Source organism: Haliscomenobacter sp. (genome assembly GCF_040403615.1).
Taxonomy (GTDB): Bacteria; Bacteroidota; Bacteroidia; order Chitinophagales; family Saprospiraceae; genus Haliscomenobacter.
In genome coordinates, this window is record NZ_JBBAKG010000022.1 from 1 (window position 1) to 21,022 (window position 21,022).

The 21,022-nt window shown below is 46.0% G+C and carries 14 protein-coding genes; 9 read left to right on the top strand and 5 right to left on the bottom strand.

Annotation, left to right across the window (positions count from 1 at the left end):
- Positions 1-139 precede the first annotated feature (139 nt).
- Positions 140-1,300, top strand: a complete 1,161-nt coding sequence (locus ABW391_RS09170; protein WP_353481553.1) for an acyl-CoA dehydrogenase — start codon at positions 140-142, stop codon at positions 1,298-1,300.
- 19 nt (positions 1,301-1,319) lie between these two features.
- Here ABW391_RS09170 and ABW391_RS09175 read toward each other — a convergent pair whose 3' ends face one another.
- Positions 1,320-2,216 carry a DMT family transporter gene (locus ABW391_RS09175; RefSeq protein WP_353481554.1) on the bottom strand — a complete coding sequence of 299 codons (897 nt, stop codon included), beginning with the start codon at positions 2,214-2,216 and terminating at the stop codon, positions 1,320-1,322.
- Positions 2,217-2,290: 74 nt separating this feature from the next.
- Between ABW391_RS09175 and ABW391_RS09180 the strand changes: the two genes are divergently transcribed.
- The 7 genes from ABW391_RS09180 (at position 2,291) to ABW391_RS09210 (ending at position 11,899) form a co-directional block, all read left to right on the top strand.
- The gene (locus tag ABW391_RS09180) at positions 2,291-2,755 is read left to right on the top strand and encodes a redoxin domain-containing protein (protein ID WP_353481555.1); all 465 of its coding nucleotides are present in this window, start codon (positions 2,291-2,293) and stop codon (positions 2,753-2,755) included.
- Positions 2,756-2,842: 87 nt separating this feature from the next.
- Positions 2,843-3,145, top strand: coding sequence for an ATP-dependent Clp protease adaptor ClpS (locus tag ABW391_RS09185; protein WP_353481556.1), 303 nt, complete (start codon positions 2,843-2,845; stop codon positions 3,143-3,145).
- Positions 3,146-3,320: 175 nt separating this feature from the next.
- Positions 3,321-4,103 carry an alpha/beta fold hydrolase gene (locus ABW391_RS09190; protein ID WP_353481557.1) on the top strand — a complete coding sequence of 261 codons (783 nt, stop codon included), beginning with the start codon at positions 3,321-3,323 and terminating at the stop codon, positions 4,101-4,103.
- Between the two features lie 106 nt (positions 4,104-4,209).
- Complete coding sequence (locus ABW391_RS09195) at positions 4,210-6,852, top strand: M1 family aminopeptidase (RefSeq protein WP_353481558.1); 2,643 nt, start codon at positions 4,210-4,212, stop codon at positions 6,850-6,852.
- 127 nt (positions 6,853-6,979) lie between these two features.
- A complete protein-coding gene (locus tag ABW391_RS09200) occupies positions 6,980-10,318 on the top strand; it encodes a DUF4175 domain-containing protein (protein WP_353481559.1) in 3,339 nt (1,112 codons plus the stop codon).
- Positions 10,319-10,360: 42 nt separating this feature from the next.
- A complete protein-coding gene (gene purU / locus ABW391_RS09205; protein ID WP_353481560.1) occupies positions 10,361-11,203 on the top strand; it encodes a formyltetrahydrofolate deformylase in 843 nt (280 codons plus the stop codon).
- A gap of 45 nt (positions 11,204-11,248) precedes the next feature.
- Positions 11,249-11,899, top strand: a complete 651-nt coding sequence (locus ABW391_RS09210) for a phosphoribosylanthranilate isomerase (RefSeq protein ID WP_353481561.1) — start codon at positions 11,249-11,251, stop codon at positions 11,897-11,899.
- A gap of 1 nt (position 11,900) precedes the next feature.
- Here ABW391_RS09210 and ABW391_RS09215 read toward each other — a convergent pair whose 3' ends face one another.
- Positions 11,901-12,374: a Uma2 family endonuclease gene (locus tag ABW391_RS09215; RefSeq protein WP_353481562.1), complete on the bottom strand. Its 474-nt coding sequence runs from the start codon at positions 12,372-12,374 to the stop codon at positions 11,901-11,903.
- A 129-nt stretch (positions 12,375-12,503) separates the two neighbouring features.
- Positions 12,504-13,814 (bottom strand): adenosylhomocysteinase, encoded by a 1,311-nt coding sequence (gene ahcY, locus ABW391_RS09220; RefSeq protein ID WP_353481563.1) that lies wholly within the window; start codon positions 13,812-13,814, stop codon positions 12,504-12,506.
- A 584-nt stretch (positions 13,815-14,398) separates the two neighbouring features.
- On the opposite strand from ahcY, the gene ABW391_RS09225 reads away from it, so the two are divergent.
- Entirely contained in the window at positions 14,399-18,343 is a 3,945-nt protein-coding gene (locus tag ABW391_RS09225) for a M12 family metallo-peptidase (RefSeq protein WP_353481564.1), read from the top strand.
- A gap of 94 nt (positions 18,344-18,437) precedes the next feature.
- Here the strand turns inward: ABW391_RS09225 and ABW391_RS09230 are convergent, their stop codons facing one another.
- Positions 18,438-20,132, bottom strand: coding sequence for a hypothetical protein (locus ABW391_RS09230; protein ID WP_353481565.1), 1,695 nt, complete (start codon positions 20,130-20,132; stop codon positions 18,438-18,440).
- Positions 20,133-20,146: 14 nt separating this feature from the next.
- Positions 20,147-20,917: an ABC transporter ATP-binding protein gene (locus ABW391_RS09235; protein WP_353481566.1), complete on the bottom strand. Its 771-nt coding sequence runs from the start codon at positions 20,915-20,917 to the stop codon at positions 20,147-20,149.
- Positions 20,918-21,022: the final 105 nt, after the last annotated feature.

Consider the following 21,022-nt stretch of genomic DNA (forward strand, 5'->3'; position numbering starts at 1 on the left):
TAGCGTAAATTCGCTAACCACGTTTCAAAATTTAGCGTAAATTCGCCAATTCTTTAGCCTCAACCTTAACCAGACCAAATAGTGGGTGTGCAGGTTGTGCACACCCGCTTTTTATTTAAGCCCACAAACCCAGATTGCGATGAATTTTCAGTTGTCGGAAGAACATTTGGCGGTGCAAGCCGTTGCCCGCGAATTTGCCCAAAAAGAACTCAAGCCGGGCGTCATCGAGCGCGATTCCAAAATGGAATACCCCTATGAGCAGATCAAGCGCATGGGGGAGTTGGGATTCATGGGCATGATGGTCTCGCCGGAATATGGTGGCGGCGGTATGGATACGCTATCTTACGTGCTGGCGATGGAAGAAATTTCCAAGGTGGACAACTCCTGCTCGGTCATCATGTCGGTCAATAACTCATTGGTCTGTTGGGGACTTGAAACTTTTGGTACCGCCGAACAAAAAAACAAATACCTGCCCAAACTCGCTTCTGGTGAATGGCTTGGCTCTTTTTGTCTTTCTGAACCGGAAGCCGGTAGCGATGCCACCAGCCAAAGTACCACGGCGGTTGATATGGGCGACCACTATCTGCTCAATGGTACCAAAAACTGGATTACCAGCGGCGGCACTTCCAAAATCCACCTGGTGATGGCTCAAACGCATCCCGAACTCGGTTCCCGGGGCATCAATTGCCTGATCGTAGAAACCAGCTCTCCGGGAGTGGCCATTGGTGCCAAAGAAGACAAACTCGGCATCCGCTCCTCGGATACCCATACCATTATGTATACGGATGTGGTAGTGCCCAAAGAAAACCGCATCGGTGAAGATGGATTTGGGTTCAAATTTGCCATGAAAACCCTTGGGGGTGGACGAATCGGCATTGCAGCCCAAGCCTTGGGTATTGCAGGGGGCGCCTACGAGTTGGCACTTGGTTATTCCAAGCAACGCACCACTTTCGGCAAGCCCATCAACCAGCACCAGGCCATAGCTTTTAAGTTGGCAGATATGGCTACCGAAATTGAAGCAGCAAAATTGATGGTATACCGGGCGGCCTGGCTCAAGGATCAGCACCAGGATTATACGGCAGCGAGTGCAATGGCCAAATTGTTTGCCTCAGAAGTGGCCATGCGCCACAGCGTGGAAGCCGTGCAGATTCACGGTGGATACGGCTTTGTAAAAGAGTACCACGTAGAGCGCCTGATGCGTGATGCCAAAATCACCCAGATATATGAGGGAACTTCGGAAGTTCAAAGAATCGTGATTTCAAGGGAAATTTCCAACGATAAACCTTATTTGCCAGCGTAAGAAACAAAAAAATAACTCATTATTTAGTTCTTCCTTGCTTCAGTTTGTTCAAAAAAGGATAGGAAAACACCACCGCCATGATAACTACCGCACCCCAATAAAAATTGGCGTCAAGCTCTTTATCCTCGTTTAGCAGCAACCAGGCGAGTACGATGGCGTAAACAGGCTCTAGGTTCATGGTTAGGTTAGAAGTGAAAGCAGAAAGTAGTTTTAATGAATTGAGCGCAAGCACATATGCAAAAGTAGTGCACAGCAACGCCAGCACCAGCAGATAGCCCCAGTCACTCCAGTTCGGAGGCATCATCACCGGGAAACTACCGTTGTACCAGCTAGTGCCCAAGACCACCAGGCCAAGAAATAAGCAGGCGCTGCTCAATTCGATGAAGGTCATGCTCAGGGAATCAAGTTTTTCTATTTGCGCTTTGTTTAAAATGGTAAACATAGATGCCAAAAGTGCCGATATCATGCCGACTACCAGCCCATCCACCATCGAAAAATCAATCCCGTTGACCACCAGTGCCATCCCAGGCACAATCAACAATCCCAGGCCAATTTCCAAAAGATTGATTTTTTTTCGCAACAAAATCGGCTCTAAAAGAGCTGAAAAAAAAGAGGTAGATCCCATTGCCAATACGCCAATGGAAGAATTGGAAAGTTTGATGGCGCCATAAAAAGTGAGCCAATGCAAGCCTACAATGGTGCCGATGCCGATTAATTGCAACAATTGCCGACGGGGTAATGTACGCAGCAGCTTGAACACGTTGATCAATAGCATCAAACTCAGCGAAGTGATCAAAACCCGCCACCATACCAGTACCAGGGCACTCAGATGAATCAATTTTCCCAGTATGGCGGTTAGACCAAACAGCAAAACTGCAAAATGAAGTTGGAGGTACGCTTTTTGTGCTGCTGACATTGAACTATTGTATGTGGTTTGGCATTAAAGTGGCAAGATAAAATGTTTTTCCATTACTATTAATTCAGATGATCATGTTGAAAGCAGGTGACAAGGCTCCAGCCTTTACTTTGTTGTCCAGTGACAAGAAAGAAGTGAAATTGCAAGACTTTCAAGGGGGAAATGTCGTTTTGTTGTTTTTCCCTAAAGCATTTACCCGTGTTTGTACGGTAGAATTGTGCACCATGCGCGATGACATTGCCTATTACCAAGGGCTAAATGCTCAAATCGTTGGTATTTCAGTGGATACTCCTGAAATACTTGCAGATTATAAGCAAGACCAGCATTTAAATTTTACCCTTTTGTCTGATATTGACAAAACCATGTCTACCGATTACGGGTCTTTGTACCATGACGAGTTTGGAAATAAAACGGTATCCAAGCGTTCTGCTTTTGTAATTGATGCCGAAGGAACAATCCGTTATGCCGAAGTGTTGGAAAATGCGGGAGAATTGCCGAATTTTGACCTTGTAAAGGCGACCATAGCCGAACTTAACTAATTGCTAGTGGCAGCGCAACAAATTTGATCAGCATTTTTGCTGATCAAATTTGTTGCAAAGATTAAACTAGTTAGATTCAAAAATACAATGATTACCGCGTACGGCCCTGAAGTAGAGGAACTTGAAGAAGTATTGGTAGAAGATGAGATCGATGAGCTCATTGGTCACCATTCCCGGTTAATCGTGTACAACGATGACCACAACACCTTTGATTGGGTCATCAAGTGTTTCATGGAAGTTTTGGAATACCCCCACGACCAATCCGAACAATTGGCACTGATTATCCACTTCAAAGGAAAAGCTACAGTAAAAACAGCACCCAAAAAAGAACTCAAACCCAAAAAAGATGCCCTGGTCGATCGGGGACTCTCAGCGGTCATCGAGGATTGATTCGCTTCCCACTGCTCTCCTTAAGTCGCTCAATTCTTTGCGTTCCCACCCTCCTTCGTTTTGTCAAACAAATTTAAAAGCCTATTTTTGCGTTTAAGCAAAAAAAGCTTGTTCTAAACCCTTCAAATTAATGGATTGCAGAAATTTTATTTTGTCACCTAGCGCTAAAGTGTAAATGGAATACCCTACCATCAAGGACGGTAAATACACATATATTGAGACCAAAGGCGGAGAAGAAACCCTCATCCTGTTGCATGGCCTGTTTGGCGCCTTGAGTAACTTCGAAGGCATCATCGCAGCATTTGGCCCGACTTATAATGTGGTCATCCCCATTTTGCCCATGTTTGAATTGCCCATTCGCGAAGTATCGGTAATGGGACTGGTAGATCATGTTGCCGATTTTATTGAAGATAAAGGCTACCAAAAGGTACATTTGTTGGGTAACTCATTAGGTGGACATATCGCGTTGCTTTACGCGCTCAGTCACCAAGAAAAACTGACATCGCTGATTTTGACGGGTAGCTCTGGTCTTTTTGAAAGTGCAATGGGCAACAGTTTCCCTAAACGAGGCGATTTTGAATTCATCAAGAAAAAGACCCAGGATACTTTTTTCGACCCTTCGATTGCCGATGATGCCCTCATCAATGAAGTATACAGCATCGTCAACGACCGAAATCGCGCCATTCGAGTGATTGCTACTTCAAAATCAGCAGTACGGCACAATTTGGGCGATAAATTGCACAACATCCAACTGCCAACCCTGCTCATTTGGGGACGCCAGGATCAAGTCACTCCTGCATTTGTTGGTGAAAAATTTCACGAATTGATTCCCCATTCCAGATTGCACCTGATCGACCAATGTGGACACGCACCGATGATGGAGAAAAAAGACGATTTCAACCGTTTCCTGGGCGCTTTTTTGCAAGAAGTGTCAGGGTTGGTTCCAGCTGTCAAATGAACAGATAATTTACAAAATGCAATGGCCCGGTGCTCTATATCCCCCGCATCGGGTGACAATTCTATCAATAATCATTCCTTTTTTTCGCGGTAAAATAAACAGCAACATGAAAAAAATTCTGTGGTTGTTGTGCATCACCTTGATCGTTGGTGCTTGCTCAACCCAAAAACCAGTAACTACAACCCCCGTCGAATCCGCCAAAGAATTGGTCGCAGAGGTAGACTTGGATACCCTCGATGTAACTGCCGATGAAGGTGAAGGAGAGGAAGCAGAGGATTCTGAAGCCGTAGAAACCACCCTGGCTCCTTATACGCCCAGTGCATTGCGCATCAACGATCTTTTGCACACCAAGATCGACGTGCGTTTTGATTGGGCCAAAGAAGAAGTTTTTGGTAAAGTTACGCTTAAGCTTAAGCCATTTTTCAACCCTACTTCTACGCTTACCCTGGATGCAAAAGGGATGGATTTTCAAAAAGTTCAATTCGCTGGCAACGAACAAGCGCTGAAATACAACTATGATGGCCAGCAAATTGTCATCCAATTGGGGCGTTCATTCAACCGCAACGAAGAATATTCCATTTATATCGAATACACTGCGCACCCGAAAGCGGATGGAGGCAGCGAAGCCATCACCTCCAACCAGGGGCTGTTTTTTATCAATCCACGAGGCGAAGAACTAGACAAACCCCAACAGATCTGGAGCCAGGGCGAAACCGAGTGGAACTCCCGCTGGTTTCCAACCATCGATCGCCCTAACGAGCGCTCAACCGAAGAATTGTACGTTACGGTAGACAAGAAATTCAAAACCCTTTCCAATGGTCTTTTGATCTCTTCTACCAACAACCCCGATGGCACCCGCACCGATTACTGGAAAATGGACATGCCGCATGCGCCTTACTTATTTATGTTGGCTGTAGGCGATTTTGCAGTGGTCAAAGACAAATGGCGCAATATCGAGGTATCTTACTATGTAGAGCCAGCTTACGAGGCTGATGCCCGCGACATTTTTGCCCATACCCCGGAAATGATCGAGTTTTTCTCTAATAAGCTTGGTGTAAACTATCCTTGGCCAAAATTCTCGCAAATCATTGTGCGCGATTATGTATCTGGCGCAATGGAAAATACCACCGCCGTCGTTTTTGGTGATTTTATTCAAAAGCACAAGTGGGAACTCATCGACGATTCCAACGACAAGATTGTGGCCCATGAGTTGTTTCACCATTGGTTTGGCGATTACGTCACTTGCGAAAGCTGGCCCAACCTCACCATGAACGAAGGTTTTGCCAATTACTCAGAATACCTTTGGTTTGAATACAAATACGGTGCCGACGAGGCTGATCACCACCTGATGACCGAGCAGGAAGGCTATTTTGGATCTGCTGCTGGGGGCGTTCACCCTTTGATTCATTTCGGTGTTGCTGACAAAGATGACATGTTTGATGCCCACAGCTATAACAAAGGTGGGGCTGTTTTACACATGCTGCGTCGACACATTGGCGATGAGGCATTCTTTACCGGGCTAAAAAACTACCTGACCCAAAACGCCTTTAAATCTGTGGAGGCCCACACCCTGCGCCTGGCTATGGAAGAAGTAAGCGGAGAAGACCTCAACTGGTTTTTCAATCAGTGGTATTTCGCTTCAGGTCATCCCAAATTGACCATCGAGTACGGCTATGACGAAGCAACCAAAGAAGCCATCGTCAACGTTGCTCAAACGCAAAGCGAAAAAGGCGTACCTGGCGTATTTGTGCTACCCGTAGCCGTTGATGTATATGCCGAAGGCCGCAGTATACGCCACAACATTCGGGTAGACCAGCGGGAACAAACCTTCCGTTTTCCAGCGGCTAAAAAACCAGACTTGATCAATTTTGATGCCGACCGTTTTTTATTGGCGGAAATTGAAGACAATAAGTCGGAAGATGAGTTGGTTTTCCAGTTCAAAAACGCACCAAAGTTTATCGACCGGAATGAAGTCATGGAGCGCCTGCTCGGAGCAGAAAGCGAAAAAATCTCCAGTATTTTGCCACTTGCGTTGAACGATCGGTTTTTCTCGATCCGCTCAATGGCCCTCGACAATTTAGCGGAAGAACTTGATCCTGCATTGTTGACCAAATTGCGCGATTTGGCGCAAAACGACAAGCACTCTGAAGTACGCGCCAAAGCTTTGTCTGCCCTTTCAGAAGGGAATGACCCTCAAACTTTGGCGGTAGCAAAAGTGGCAATTGAAAAAGAGCAAGCCCTGAGCGTTCGCGCCAGTGCGTTGGGCATCATATACCAACAGGACGAAGCAGCAGGATTGGCCCTGGCCGAAAAAATGGCCGAAACAGCCAAAGGCCCGCTTTTGGAAGCCATCGCCAATATTTACACCGAGAAAGGAGACGCTAAATATTTGCCCTTCTTCGAAAAACGTTTGGCCGACGTAGAAGGCTTTACCGCGATTTCTTTCTTTGAAAGTTACCAGATCCTGGCTTCCCGTGGAGATCAAGCGACTATCGACAAAACCATTGAAGTGCTGTCTAATTTTGGCGCAACCACCAATCCTTCGCTTTGGCGGCGTTTTGGCGCGGTAAAGGCACTGAATGACTTGCGCAATGATTTCCGCGTCAAAGCACGCAGTGCCAGTGGCGCTGAAAAAACACAGTTTACCAGCAATGCCGACCGCATTGCCAAGATCGTTGATGATTTAAAAAGCAAGGAAACCAATGCGGAACTCAAATCCGTATACGACCAATTGCCGGTGATAAAGTAAATCCAAACACAAGCTTCAACCAGCTTTTGGATTTTTTTGTTGTCTTTACGTCAAGGAACGCGTGGAAACTTGTTTTTCACGCGTTCCTTTCATTATATTGTACCTTGAAATATAAGTGAAGGATTTTATGGCAATGCAAGACAATTACCGACTGCTGATTGAAAAGCTGGATGCTTTCATTCGCAAATATTACGTCAATAAGCTGATTCGCGGCGCTTTATACAGCGTAGGGACGATTCTGGGCTTGTTTCTGATTGCAGCAGTGCTCGAATATTTCTATTACTTTGATACCACTGGCCGCAAAATTCTGTTTTATTCCTTTCTGGGCATCAGCACCTTGGCCTTGGGGTATTGGATTTTTGATCCCCTGTTGCGCTATTTTCACCTGGGACGTGTAATCAGTCACGAAAAAGCCGCACAAATCATCGGTGACCACTTCACCAATGTCAAAGACAAATTGCTGAACATCCTCCAACTGAATCAGCAAGCCAATCTTGCCGACCATAAAGACCTGATTTTGGCCAGCATCAACCAAAAATCGGAGGAAATCAAGCCTGTTCCTTTTAAAGCAGCCATCAATCTTTCCCAAAACCGCAAGTACCTGCGTTATGCATTGCCCCCGCTACTGGTATTGCTGGTTTTGTTGTTTGCCGCTCCTTCCGTTATTCGAGACAGTACCCAACGATTGATTCAAAACGGCAAAGAATTTTTGCGTCCAGCTCCTTTTTCTTTTGACGTAAATGAGAAAAAATTGACGGTAATCCAATACGAAGATTTCGATTTGGACATCAAAGTGGATGGCGCGCAATTGCCCAACGATGTATTCATTGTGGTAGACAATTACGAATACCGCATGACCAAAAAGAATGCTACCGAGTTCAGTTACCGCTTCAATAAAGTAGAAAAAGACCTGCGTTTTACCCTGCGGGGAGGTGGCGTTGATTCGCGCAATTACCTGTTGACCGTACTCAAAAAGCCCAATATCCGCGACTTCCAGGTCAAACTCAATTACCCCGATTATGTTGGGCGTACCGATGAAACCCTGCAAAGCATCGGGGATCTGGTGTTGCCTGTAGGTACGCAGGTACAATGGATTTTCAACACTGAATCTACCGAAGCCATCAAAATGAATTTTTCGCGCAGCAAGAAAACCCAATTGGCTGTCCGCCAGGGCAACGACCTCTTTTTGTTTTCCAAACGCGCTATGCTGGATGAAACTTACAAACTCGTCGTATCCAACGAGGCCTTGCCCAAAGGTGATTCAGTAAGCTATGCTTTAACCATCATCCCGGATCAATACCCCGAAATTCGGGCGCAAGTTTTTGACGACAGTACCAATACCAATGCCAAATATTTTGCTGGAGAAGCGAGTGATGATTACGGCCTCCGCGTACTCAGCTTCAATTACCGCATCCGCAAAAACAAAAGTGATCCAGGACAACTTCAATCCATCATCATTCAACGGCCTGAAGGCAAAAGCACCTCTTTTGAATATTCCTTTGATGTGCTTGAATTGGGACTAAAGCCAGGCGACGAACTGAGCTATTATTTTGAAATCAAGGACAACGATGCGGTCAATGGCAGCAAAGCGGCGCGTACCGGGGTCATGGTTTTCTCGATGCCAACCATTGCCGAAATGGAGAAAAAGGCCGAGCAAAACGACGATAAGGTCAAGGACAATTTGAAAGACGCCCTGGCCGAAGCCAAAAAAATTCAGGAAGAAATCCGTCGCTTGCAAGAAAAAATGTTCCAGGAGAAAGACCTCAACTGGCAAACCCGCAAGCAATTGGAAAAACTGTTGGATCGCCAAAAAGAACTGGAAAAACAAATCAAAGAAGCCCAAAAAGCTTTTGAAGAAAACAAGAAAAACCAGGATCAACTCGGTGAAACGCCTCAAGAATTGCAGGAAAAACAGGAAATGCTCGATCAACTCATGGAGTCGCTAGAAGACCCTGAGATGAAAGAACTCATGGAGAAAATCGAGAAGCTCATGCAGGAAATGGAAAAAGACCAGGCCCTGGAAATGATGCAGGAAATGAAAGACCGCAACGAACGCCGGGAAAATGACCTGGAGCGCATGCAGGAGCTTTTCAAACAGATGGAACTCGAACAGGAAATCGAAAAAGCTGCGGACAAACTGGACGAATTGGCCAAAGACCAGCAAGAACTGAGCGAGAAAACCGAGGACAAGAAAGAATCCAACGAACAACTCGATAAGCAACAGGAAGAACTCACCAAGCAATTGGAAGAGCTGGAGAAAAAAATGGATGAAATCGAGAAGAAAAATGAAGAACTCGAAAAACCTCAAAAAATGGATGACCCCCAGGAAGGTATGGAGGACATCAAGCAGGACATGAAAGACAGTGAAGAGCAATTGGAAAAGAACGAAAACTCCAAATCTTCCAAGTCTCAGAAAAGTGCGGCCCAAAAAATGAAAAACAAGGCCAATAAAATGCGTACCCAAATGAAATCCAATCAAATGGAGACCATGCAGGAAGACATGAAAATGTTGCGCCAGTTATTGGAAAACCTGGTGGGCCTCTCCTTTGATCAGGAAGATCTCATCAAAGCCTTGAACAAAACCGAAATCAATACTCCCCGATACATTCAGCAAGTGCAGCGGCAATTCAAAATCAGAGACGATTTCCGCGTAGCTGAAGATACCCTGAATGCCCTGAGCAAACGCGTATTCCAGATTGAATCTTTTGTAACTGAAAAAGTTGCCGAGATCAAAACCAACATGCGCGAAAGCAACGAATTGCTGGAGGAACGCGAAAAAGGCATGGCCTCCGATCGCCAGCAGCGCACCATGAAAAGCCTTAACGATCTGGCCTTAATGCTGAGCGAAGTACTGAACAACATGCAGCAGCAAATGTCTCAGGCTATGTCGCCAGGCAATCAGTCTTGCCCCAAACCCGGCCAAGGCCAAGGTCAGGGCAATACGCCAAAGGATAAAATGTCACCAGGTCAACAAAAGTTGAACCAGGACATGCAGAATGCCCGCGATAAAATGAACCAAAAAGACGGTTCAGGTGGCCCCAATGCCAAAGATTTTGCCCAAATGTCCGCCAAGCAAGCCGCCATTCGCAAAGCCCTGGAAAAGCAACAGCGCAAACTTCAGCAGCAAGGCAAAGGAAACAAAGACCTGCAAGACATCATCGATCAAATGGATCGCACCGAGACCGAACTGGTGAACAAGCGCCTGAGCAACGAAACCCTCAAGCGCCAACAGGACATCATGACCCGCTTGCTCGAGCACGAGAAAGCCGAACGCCAACGTGAATTGGACGAAAAGCGCAAGTCGGATACCGCCAAAAATTATGAGCACCAGTCACCACCAGCCTTGCAGGAATACCTGAAAAAGCGCCGCTCGGAGATTGAGACCTACAAGACCGTTTCTCCCGCACTGAAGCCTTATTACAAGTCTTTGGTGGAAGAATATTTCAAGACCTTGAAAGGAGAGTAGGGGAGTTGGTTCTCCCCTGCTTTCCCTTTTACTTACTGTATCATGAGCCAACCCGCCTACGTACTCCTCATCGATTGTGCCGATCAAAAGGGATTGGTACACAAGATCACCGGAGTATTGTACAGTCAGGAAGTCAACATCATTGGCAACCAGGAATTTGTGGAGCGGGAACAAGACCGCTTCTTCATGCGGACTGATTTTTCTGGTACGATCAACGATGCTGCATTGTTGGAAGAATTGCGTCTTGTATTGCCTGCCGATGCCAACATCAGCCTAAGGCCAAAGCGTGCGAAAAACATCGTATTGCTGGTCACCAAAGAGCAGCATTGTTTGGGTGAATTACTGGTGCGGCATCAGTTCAATGAGCTCAATGCCAATATCCTGGCCGTGATTGGCAACCACGACACGCTCAAGTCTTTTACCCACCAGTTTGGCGTCAATTTTCATTGGGTATCCCACGAAGGCAAAAGTCGGGAACTGCATGAAAAGGAAATTCTGGAAGTCGTGCAACGCTACAACCCGGAGTACCTGGTACTGGCCAAGTACATGCGCATACTTTCGCAGGAATTTGTAGGCCATTTTTCCAACCGCATCATCAACATCCACCACTCGTTTTTACCCGCTTTCATCGGTGCAAATCCCTACCGACAAGCCTACGAGCGCGGCGTAAAAATCATTGGAGCCACCGCCCATTTTGTCAATAACGACCTGGACGAAGGCCCCATCCTGATGCAAAACGTTATCCCAGTAGACCACACATACTCCGTGCAGGACATGATGCAAAGTGGCCGAGACGTCGAAAAAATCGTACTCGCCCACGCGCTCAAACTGGTCTTCAACGACAAGGTGGCCGTGGTGGGGAATAAGACGATTGTTTTTGATTAGTAATTTTTTGCCTCATATTTAGGAGCTGAAATACCAATCATAGCCATGTTTCCAAAAGTAAAAATCTGCTGCATCAGCAGCCTTGAAGAAGCCCAATTGGCCATCAAAATGGGCGCATCCGCGTTGGGCCTGGTGGCCAAAATGCCCAGCGGCCCTGGCCCCATTAGCGATGAATTGATCCGGGAGATTGCAGCTACCATCCCTCCCCCCATTGCCAGTTTTTTGCTCACCAGCCGAACTGATGCTGCAAGTATCGCAGCCCACCAGCAGACGGTAGGTACCAATACCGTGCAGATTGTGGATGCCCTCAGCGAAGGCACTTATGCCAACTTGCGTCTGGCTTTACCGGGTATTTCTATCGTACAGGTGATTCATGTGATCGATGAGCGGAGTGTGGAAGAGGCGCTGGAAATAGCGCCCCAAGTAGATGCATTACTGCTGGATTCGGGCAACCCCAATCTGGCTGTAAAGGAATTGGGTGGCACTGGGCGGGTACACAACTGGGCCTTGAGTCGCCAGATTGTGGAACAAGCGTCCAAGCCTGTTTTTTTAGCAGGCGGTTTAAAAGCGGAGAACGCAAAGGCAGCCATGGATGCGGTGCAGCCTTGGGGACTGGATTTGTGCAGTGGAGTACGCACGAATGGAAACCTGGATCCGGTAAAGCTGGAAGCGTTTTTTAAGGCCGTATATGGGTAGGTTATTTAAACACCTCTTCAAGATTCAGCTCAATCCCCAGTTTGAAGTCTTGAAGGATGTCTTTTCCAGAAAAGATCTGGTATTCAGTTGCTGAGTAAAATACATAAATGGTATACAATGCAGGTAACACCAACCAATAGGACAATACACCTCCAGTAAAGTATTCTGCCCGTTTAGTCATCAATTCAGCTAAATCTTGTTTGGCAGATAAAATTTCGATGGCGCAAAGTGGCGCTTCTTTCATCCTGATTTCATTTTCATCAGGATGAAATTTCATTACTGGAAAGATGGCTAAATCGGGTATCCTTTCTCTAATGGGTAGGTCAAGATTTATCTCAGGTAAGACGGTATACTTTTCACTATAAAATAATCGAATCAAGAAAAATAAATTTCCTTGAATAAGGGCATGATTCTTATCTGGCATAGGTTTTCCTCGTTCGATTTCATATTCAGACAATGCAACAGTAGCTGACATCCATTTTATTTTTGTCCAATTTATCAAATTACAAGCAATATTGAAATTTTTTGTCCAAGAAAAACAAAGTCCATGCCACAAAACTGCGACATGGACTTTCTGCTTTTGAACCGAAATTTTCGGATTCGATTAATACCGGTAGTACTCAGGCTTGTATGGGCCTTGCTTTTCTACACCGATGTAATCCGCTTGTTCGGTAGTCAGTTCTTCCAGTTCTACCCCGATTTTGGCCAAGTGCAGGCGCGCTACTTCTTCGTCCAATTCTTTAGGCAGCATGTATACTTTGTTTTCGTACTTGTCCCCTTTGGTGTACAATTCGAGTTGTGCCAAAACCTGGTTGGTAAAGGAGTTGGACATTACGAAGGAAGGGTGACCAGTAGCACAGCCCAGGTTCACCAAACGACCTTCGGCCAACAACAGAATGTCTTTGCCGTCGATGTTGTACAAGTCAACTTGTGGCTTGATGGTATCTTTGGTATGACCGTAATTTTGATTCAACCAGGCAACGTCAATTTCATTGTCGAAGTGACCGATGTTGCACACGATCGTTTTGTCTCTCATCAACTTGAAATGCTCAGGGCCTACGATGCGGCAGTTGCCAGTAGCAGTTACCACGATGTCGGCACGAGGAATGGCGTTGGTCATTTTCTTCACTTCGAAGCCATCCATCGCAGCTTGCAGAGCGCAGATAGGGTCGATTTCAGAAACGATTACCCGGCAACCTGCTCCACGCAGCGATGCTGCAGAACCCTTGCCAACGTCTCCATAACCCGCTACAACTGCAACTTTACCCGCCATCATGATGTCTGTAGCACGGCGGATTGCATCCACCAATGATTCCTTACATCCGTACTTGTTGTCAAATTTTGACTTGGTAACGGAGTCGTTTACGTTGATAGCTGGTACTGGCAAAGTGCCTTTGGCTACGCGCTCGTACAAACGGTGTACCCCAGTCGTCGTTTCTTCAGAGATGCCACCCAGTTCTTTAATCAGTTCTGGGTATTTGTCCAAAACGATATTCGTTAAGTCACCACCGTCGTCCAGAATCATATTCAGTCCTTTGTCCCCTTCAAAGGCGTACAAAGTTTGCTCTACGCACCATTCGTATTCTTCCTCGCTCATTCCTTTCCAGGCAAAAACGGGGATTCCTGCTGCGGCAATGGCTGCTGCGGCATGATCTTGGGTAGAAAAAATGTTGCAAGAAGACCAGGTAACTTCAGCACCCAGTTCCTTGAGGGTTTCAATCAGAACCGCAGTTTGGATGGTCATGTGAAGACAACCAGCAACGCGTGCTCCCTGTAGTGGTTTGGATTGGCCATACTTCTCACGAAGAGCCATCAAACCTGGCATTTCAGCCTCCGCAAGGGTAATTTCCTTGCGTCCCCATTCGGCAAGGGCAATGTCTTTTACCTTGTACTTCAATTGAGTTGCTACCGACATGTATACTTACTTTTTAATGTTTTGATTTTGCGGTGCGAAGATAGGGAGTTTTTATAAAACTATTTAGAAAAGAAATAGGACTTTCCTTGTGAATAAATTTTCAAAAAATAGCTCGAATTCGATTGTTATATTGTTTTGATTTTCAATTTAATATAATTATTTATGCTAAATTTTTCAATTTATATTTATTTTTATAAGTTCTTCTATTGTCCTTTTTTTTTGATGGGAATCACTCTACATTGCATAATATTTAACGTTTACTTCGCCCCCAATGGCATAGAACACTGACAATCAATTGAATTAGGGAAAACCTTTTGAAAAAAGGGTTTTCCCTCCCCCCCTAAGTCAATATTGCAGAAGTTTCTTACCATTTAGCGCCTTGTGCCTGAAATCATTCGAATCAATTCACCTACCTTAAATTCAAATGTTCCCCCCTCCTAAGTGCCTTTCGGATCGATTGTGTTGCCTGTACATGGATGACACAAAATGATAACGCACGGCCCGATTTAATCAATCAATCAGTCTTTGCATTTGCTTTCAACATTCTTTGACCTAACCAAAGAGTGCTTAAAACTACTAAAAAAATGCGTTACATGCTTTACCTCAACAAGTTGAGTCATCTTAACTTGATGTACTTTGTATTTTGCTTTTTGGCAATCATAAGTACCATCAATCTGGCTGCTCAACATCCCGTTTTAGATCGTGTTTTGGAAGTGCGCCAAAGGGGACAGGTGTTCAAAAACTACGATCTTTTTTCTTACAATGATGCTATTGAAAACTTACCCCAGTTGCGTAGCGACGTACTCAAAGGTGCTACATTAAAGATTAACCCAAACACTTTAAACACACTCTGCAAACAACGCCCTGCTGCCCTTTCTCTTAAATTGCCTTTAGCAAAAGAGGGAAATTTCTTACAGTTGGATTTGGTACGAGTCGACTTGACCACTCCCGACTTTAAAGTGCGTACTTCCGAAGGAAATGAACTTTCCTATTCTCCAGGAGTCCATTATCGTGGAGTGCTGCATGATCAGGAAAATGCCAGTGTTGCCTTGAGTTTTTTTGAAGACGACGTCATTGGCATGATTGGCAATCCAGAAACTTCCAATTGGGTTTTGGGAAAATTGGACGACCCTCAATTTCGGAATACCTATGCGCTATATAAGGAAGAAGACTTAAAGGTTGAACAGACTTTTTCCTGTGGTGCAGCAGAAGTATCCAAAGAAATTCGCACCATTGAGCAAAAGCAGGGTGAATTACGGGCCGTAACCCCAGTGAATAAAATCGTAAAAGTCTATTTGGAATGCGAATATGACCTGGTGTTGGAAAAAGGAGGAGCTACCGGAGCGACAAATTTCATTACGGGCATTTTCAACATCGTTTCGATGTTGTATCAAAATGAAGGCATCACTACGGTGGTTTCTGAAATCTTCACCTGGACTACCCAAGATACGTACCCAACCACCTCTACCTCTAGTGCTCTAGTCGCTTTTCGGAGCGCCAGATCAACCTTTAATGGAAACATCGCTCACCTCGTTTCTCGGGGCAAGCCTACCGGAGGCGGAGTTGCCTATGTACCAGGGATATGCAATGGCTACGGCTATGCCTATAGCTGGATTCAAAGTACTTACCTGTCCTTCCCCACCTATTCGTGGACGGTGAATGTGATCGCGCATGAAATGGGACACAACTTAGGATCTCCGCATACCCACGATTGTTCCTGGAATGGAAACAATACCCCTATTGATGGATGTGGTCCTGCCGCAGGTTACAATGGGAGTGGGTCTTGTGCTGCTTTACCTGCACCTACTGCTCCATTTAAAGGCACCATAATGAGTTATTGCCATTTGATGTCTGGAATCGGGATCGATTTTAACCTCGGATTTGGAGAACAACCTGGCGACCGCATCCGGTCAATTATCTCGGCAGGAACCTGTCTGACCTCTACTGGCCCAACTACCTGTAGTACGCCAACCACCGCCCAGCTATCGGTCTCCAACTTGGCAACCACTACCGCTACCTTAAGCAATAGCATAACCGGGATAAACAGCTATGACTGGCGGTATCGATTGGTCGGAGCGGCCAGTTGGACCGATCTGGCTGCTACGGCAACGGGTGGGGCCAATCTTACCGGACTTACCGCCAGCAGCAACTATGAGTTTCAGTCTTCGATACAATGTACGTCTGGTGGTACCTGGACGGCTTGGTCGGCTTCCAAAACTTTCTCCACTACCGCAATTGCAACCTGTGCCGTACCTACTACCGCTCAACTCAGTGCAACGAATCTGGCGGCTACCACGGCCACAATCAATTCTTCGCAAACGGGATTGGTAGCCTATGACTGGCGGTATCGATTGGTCGGATCAGCCAACTGGACGGATCTGCCTTCGACGGTCACTGGCACCACCAACATCACTGGCCTAACAGCCAGCAGCAATTACGAGTTTCAAGGAGCGGCGCAGTGTACCTCAGGCGGCACCTGGAGTGCTTGGTCGGCTTCCAAAACCTTCAATACCCTGGCACTACCAGTTTGCGCGACTCCCACAACTGCTCAGTTGAGCGCAACAAATCTTGCGACAACCAGTGCCACCCTCAATTCTTCCCAAACGGGATTGGTCGCCTATGACTGGCGGTACCGATTGGTTGGAGCGGCCAATTGGACGGATCTGCCTTCGACGGTCACTGGCACCACCAACATCACTGGCCTAACAGCCAGCAGCAATTACGAGTTTCAAGGAGCGGCGCAGTGTACCTCAGGCGGCACCTGGAGTGCTTGGTCGGCTTCCAAAACCTTCAATACCCTGGCACTACCAGTTTGCGCGACTCCCACAACTGCTCAGTTGAGCGCAACAAATCTTGCGACAACCAGTGCCACCCTCAATTCTTCCCAAACGGGATTGGTCGCCTATGACTGGCGGTACCGATTGGTTGGAGCGGCCAATTGGACGGATCTGCCTTCGACTGCCACAGGAACCACTAATATTACTGGCCTTACCGCCAGCAAAAGTTATGAATTTCAGGCAGCAGCCCAGTGTACGTCAGGTGGCACCTGGACGGCCTGGTCGGCTTCCCAAACCTTTTCAACCCTGGCCGAACCTCCTTGTGCTGCCCCGACGACAGCCCAATTGAATGCCAGTAATATTGCTCCTACTTCGGCCACACTCAACTGCACTTTAGCCGGAAAAGTAGGTTACGATTGGCGTTACCGCCTGGCCGGAGCAGCTACCTGGACAGATATGGTTTCATCCGCAACGGGGACTGTCAACCTAAATGGATTGGTCTCAAGTAGCCTGTATGAATTTCAGGGTTCTGTTCAATGTATTTCAGGGGGCAGCTGGAGCGCCTGGACGAGCTCACAGACATTTATTACCACTTGTACGGGCCCAACTGCCAACCAAATAAGTGCTTCCAACATCACTGCCACCACGGCAACACTCAATTGTGCATTGACTGGAGCAGTGGGGTACGACTGGCGGTATCGGATCGTTGGCGATGCTACCTGGACAGACCTGGCATCTACAGGAACCAATACAGTAAACCTTACCGGACTTACCGCCAGTAAAAATTATGAATTTCAGGTAACACAACAATGTGTAACGGGCGGAGCATGGATTGCGTGGTCGGCTTCCAAAACATTTACCACCCTCGTAGCTCCTTGCAATCCACCAACCACGGCTCAATTGTCCACCAGCAGGATTACCAATTCATCTGTATTTTTTAATTGTAGTATAAGTAGCATGATCAGTTACGATTGGCGCTACCGCGTGGTGGGTACAACCATCTGGACGGACCTAACTGCAGGTAGCGCTCAATCGATTTCTGCAAGTGGCTTAAATGCCCTGACCAGCTACGAATTTCAAACATCCATTCAATGTACCGTAGGTGGCAACTGGAGTGCCTGGTCGAGTTCAATTGCGTTTATAACCACCAGCTCACCTTGCCCCTCACCCACAACCAGTGATCTCACTGCCACCAATGTGACGAAGACTACTGCCCAGTTGAATTGCTCCGTAAGTGGTGCTCAAATCTACGACTGGTCGTACCGCGTTTCTGGAGTGTCAGCCTGGACTTCTTTGGGGCAAACGGCTACCGCTTCTAAACAAGTAACCGGGCTTACTGGTGCCAAGAAATACGATTTCAGGGTCAGACTTAGTTGTTCAGGGGTGTTTACCGCCTGGTCTCAGGTTGGAACTTTTACTACGCCAGCTTCTTTGGTGGATGAAACCGGATCAGTGGATTTGGCAGGAAGTCCTGCTCAACCTCAATTGGTGCTTCCACCAGCCATGCGCATTCACCCGAATCCAACACGTGGGGAACTAAACCTGTCCTATACGTTGTATGAAGACAGTGAAAATGTAAGCATTTCCATTTATGACCTCAATGGTCGTCGCCTGGAAACCATCCAAATGGGGGTACAAAATGCCGGGACTTATCAACAGGAATTCAACCCGCTTCCAAACGCTGGATTGTTTCTAATGCGCTTAAATTCAGGCAAATCGACAGCAATACAACGGTTTTCCGTGATAAAGTAAGAATAGTTTTGTAGTATTTTTGAGTACGTTGTGAATGGGGTTAACTTCTATTCTTGGAAGTTGGTCCCCTTTTTTTTGTGCTTTAGACATGCTCTTATTCCCAGACTACATTTTTCCATTTCATTTTTCCATAGTTGCGCATCAACAAGAAATAAAACCCGGCAAAAACAGGAATCAAAAGCCACACCAGCCAGTTGTAACTGGAAATGGTGTAATGAAAAAACCCAAAAAGACCGGCAAAAATCATGGTAAGCATCGTAAATCCAAAATTGGTGCCCCGGGTAGCTTCATCCCAGGATTTGGTGAATGGCAAAACATTCACCGTAATCATCGCCACACCAGTCGTCAATGCCAGAATGCTAAAAAAAGCTAAAAGAGCATCGTCAAAAACACGCCAACCCCAAAAACTTACTGAAAAGATGGTCAGTACCAGATAGATGGGTAAATAAAATTTAACAATCATGGCTTTGAATGACCCAGTTAGGATCACGCCAGGTTTAACCAATGGAGCAGAGCGGTAAAACCAACTGGCTTTGTACCGCTCAGAAAACTGAAGAATAGCTAGACCTGACATCAGAATAATCATCGAAAAATAATAGCCAAATAAATACAATTGACCTTGACGAAGTTCTTCAAAAACGGATTTTGAAGATTGCAGCAAAGGATATACAATGGAAAAAGCGAAATAGGCTGGCAGCATTATCAAGTTTGGATAAAATTTGAGTTTGAAATCTCTGCTGCGACCCATCAATTTCCAGCTTAGTTCGTAAATGCCCCGTTCGTGTTTGGTCGCGCAAAACCAATTGGCAGTGATCGTCATCCAGGAATTTCCTGATTTAGCTGCTTTTTTTTCTTTTACTTCCGCGCTGCTTTCTACTCCGCTGCCTCCTTCTCCAATCGAAAACATTTTTTGGGTGAAATTTCGACTCAAAACGGTAGCAACCAAATAAATGGCCAAAAACGGCGACAACAAGCCCAGGCTTCCCAATAGATAACTCGTCCATGGCTGCTGGAAATGAAAGGCAATTTCCCATAGGTTGGCCAGCCACATCGAAGGCAAAAACCAGAGGTAGACCTTGTTTAAAAAATTTCCACCTCCCTGCTCATTAAAATCAATCAGGCGAGGTAAAACCTGATACCCCAAAAACATAAACGCGTAAAAAGCAATTTGAAAATAGTTGATGATTTCCTTGAATTTGCGCGGCGACAGCAAATTGAGCATCAGCATATACAGGATATTGACCAGGAAAATGGTCAATAAAACACTCAACAAAATCAAAAAAGCCAAAAGCAAAACCGCAAGAGGCCCAAATTTTATCCCCACACCAATCAAACCCGGCAAACTAAAAGGAATGGTCAATTTGGTCAGGTAAAAAAGTACGTGCATAATGCGGGAAACCGCAAGGGTCTTGCCGGTAATGGGTCGCGGCAACAAAATGTAATTGTCGCGTACGTCGATCAAGACATCCGTAAAATCACTGATCAGCGTCAAAGCCAGGATGGCCATCCAAAAACTGAGGTAAAAAAATACCCCACTGGCCGTATGTTCAAAAAACAATATAAAAAACATGAACAACACCCCCATCAAGCCCATCATAAAGATGACCAAAATGTCCTGTCCCTTGATTTCTTTCTTTTTTGCCGATTGCCGGTAATTGAATGCGGTTTTGCGCCGGCCATCCATGGTGAGTTTTACTTCCAAAATGGTGCGGAGGTGGTGGGGATCTACGCCCATTTTTGCCCAAACGCCGTTGAAGAGGCCAAGCAGGCCAAGGAGCAGTTTATTCATTAGGGTAGGTTTCGTTATGGGTTCAACGTTTGGGTAAATCCTTCAGCCAATTGATCAAAATCGGTTTGTCCGGTGAGCTGTGAAAAGAGTTTTTCCAGCGTATCGCCTTCACTGCGCTTCAGATCGTGGAAAGTGCCATCAGCTACCACTTTGCCGTCAGCGATCAGGATAATCCGATCGGATATTTTTTCTACAGTATCCATGTTGTGCGAGCAGTAGATCACGGTTTTTCCTTGTTCAACCAAGCGCAAAATAATCTCTTTGACCAGGATTACAGCATTGGCATCGAGGCCACTTAGTGGCTCGTCCATGAAGATAATTTCAGGATTGTGCAGCAGCCCGGATACCAAAAGTACCTTTTGGCGCATCCCTTTTGAAAAAGTATCCATCCGATCGTGCAACTTATCTTTAAGCCCCAAAAACTCGAGCATGCGGGTGGCTCTTTCCTCAATTTGCTGATCCTCCATGTCGTACAGGCGCCCAATCAGCAGCAAAAATTCCATCGGGCTGAGTACATCGTACAATTCAGCCAGCTCTGGAATGTAGCCAATAATCCGTTTTATGGCAATGGAATCTTCTTTCACATCCATGCCTTTTATCTTGACAGTTCCGTTGAAACGATCGTCTAATCCGGCCAGAATGCGCACGGTGGTTGATTTCCCTGCGCCATTAGGACCAATGTAACCAATGACTTGGCCGGGCATGATGTCCAGGTTAATGCCATGCAAAACCTGCTTTTTGCCAAAAAACTTGCAGAGGTCGCGAATTTGAATAATGGGCTCCATATTACTTTTATTGTCTGCTCAAAAATAACAAAAGGTTCAAGATTTCAATGCGATCCCAGCAATCAGGGCTAAAATGTCCGATTATTTCCCAAAATAGGATTCAAT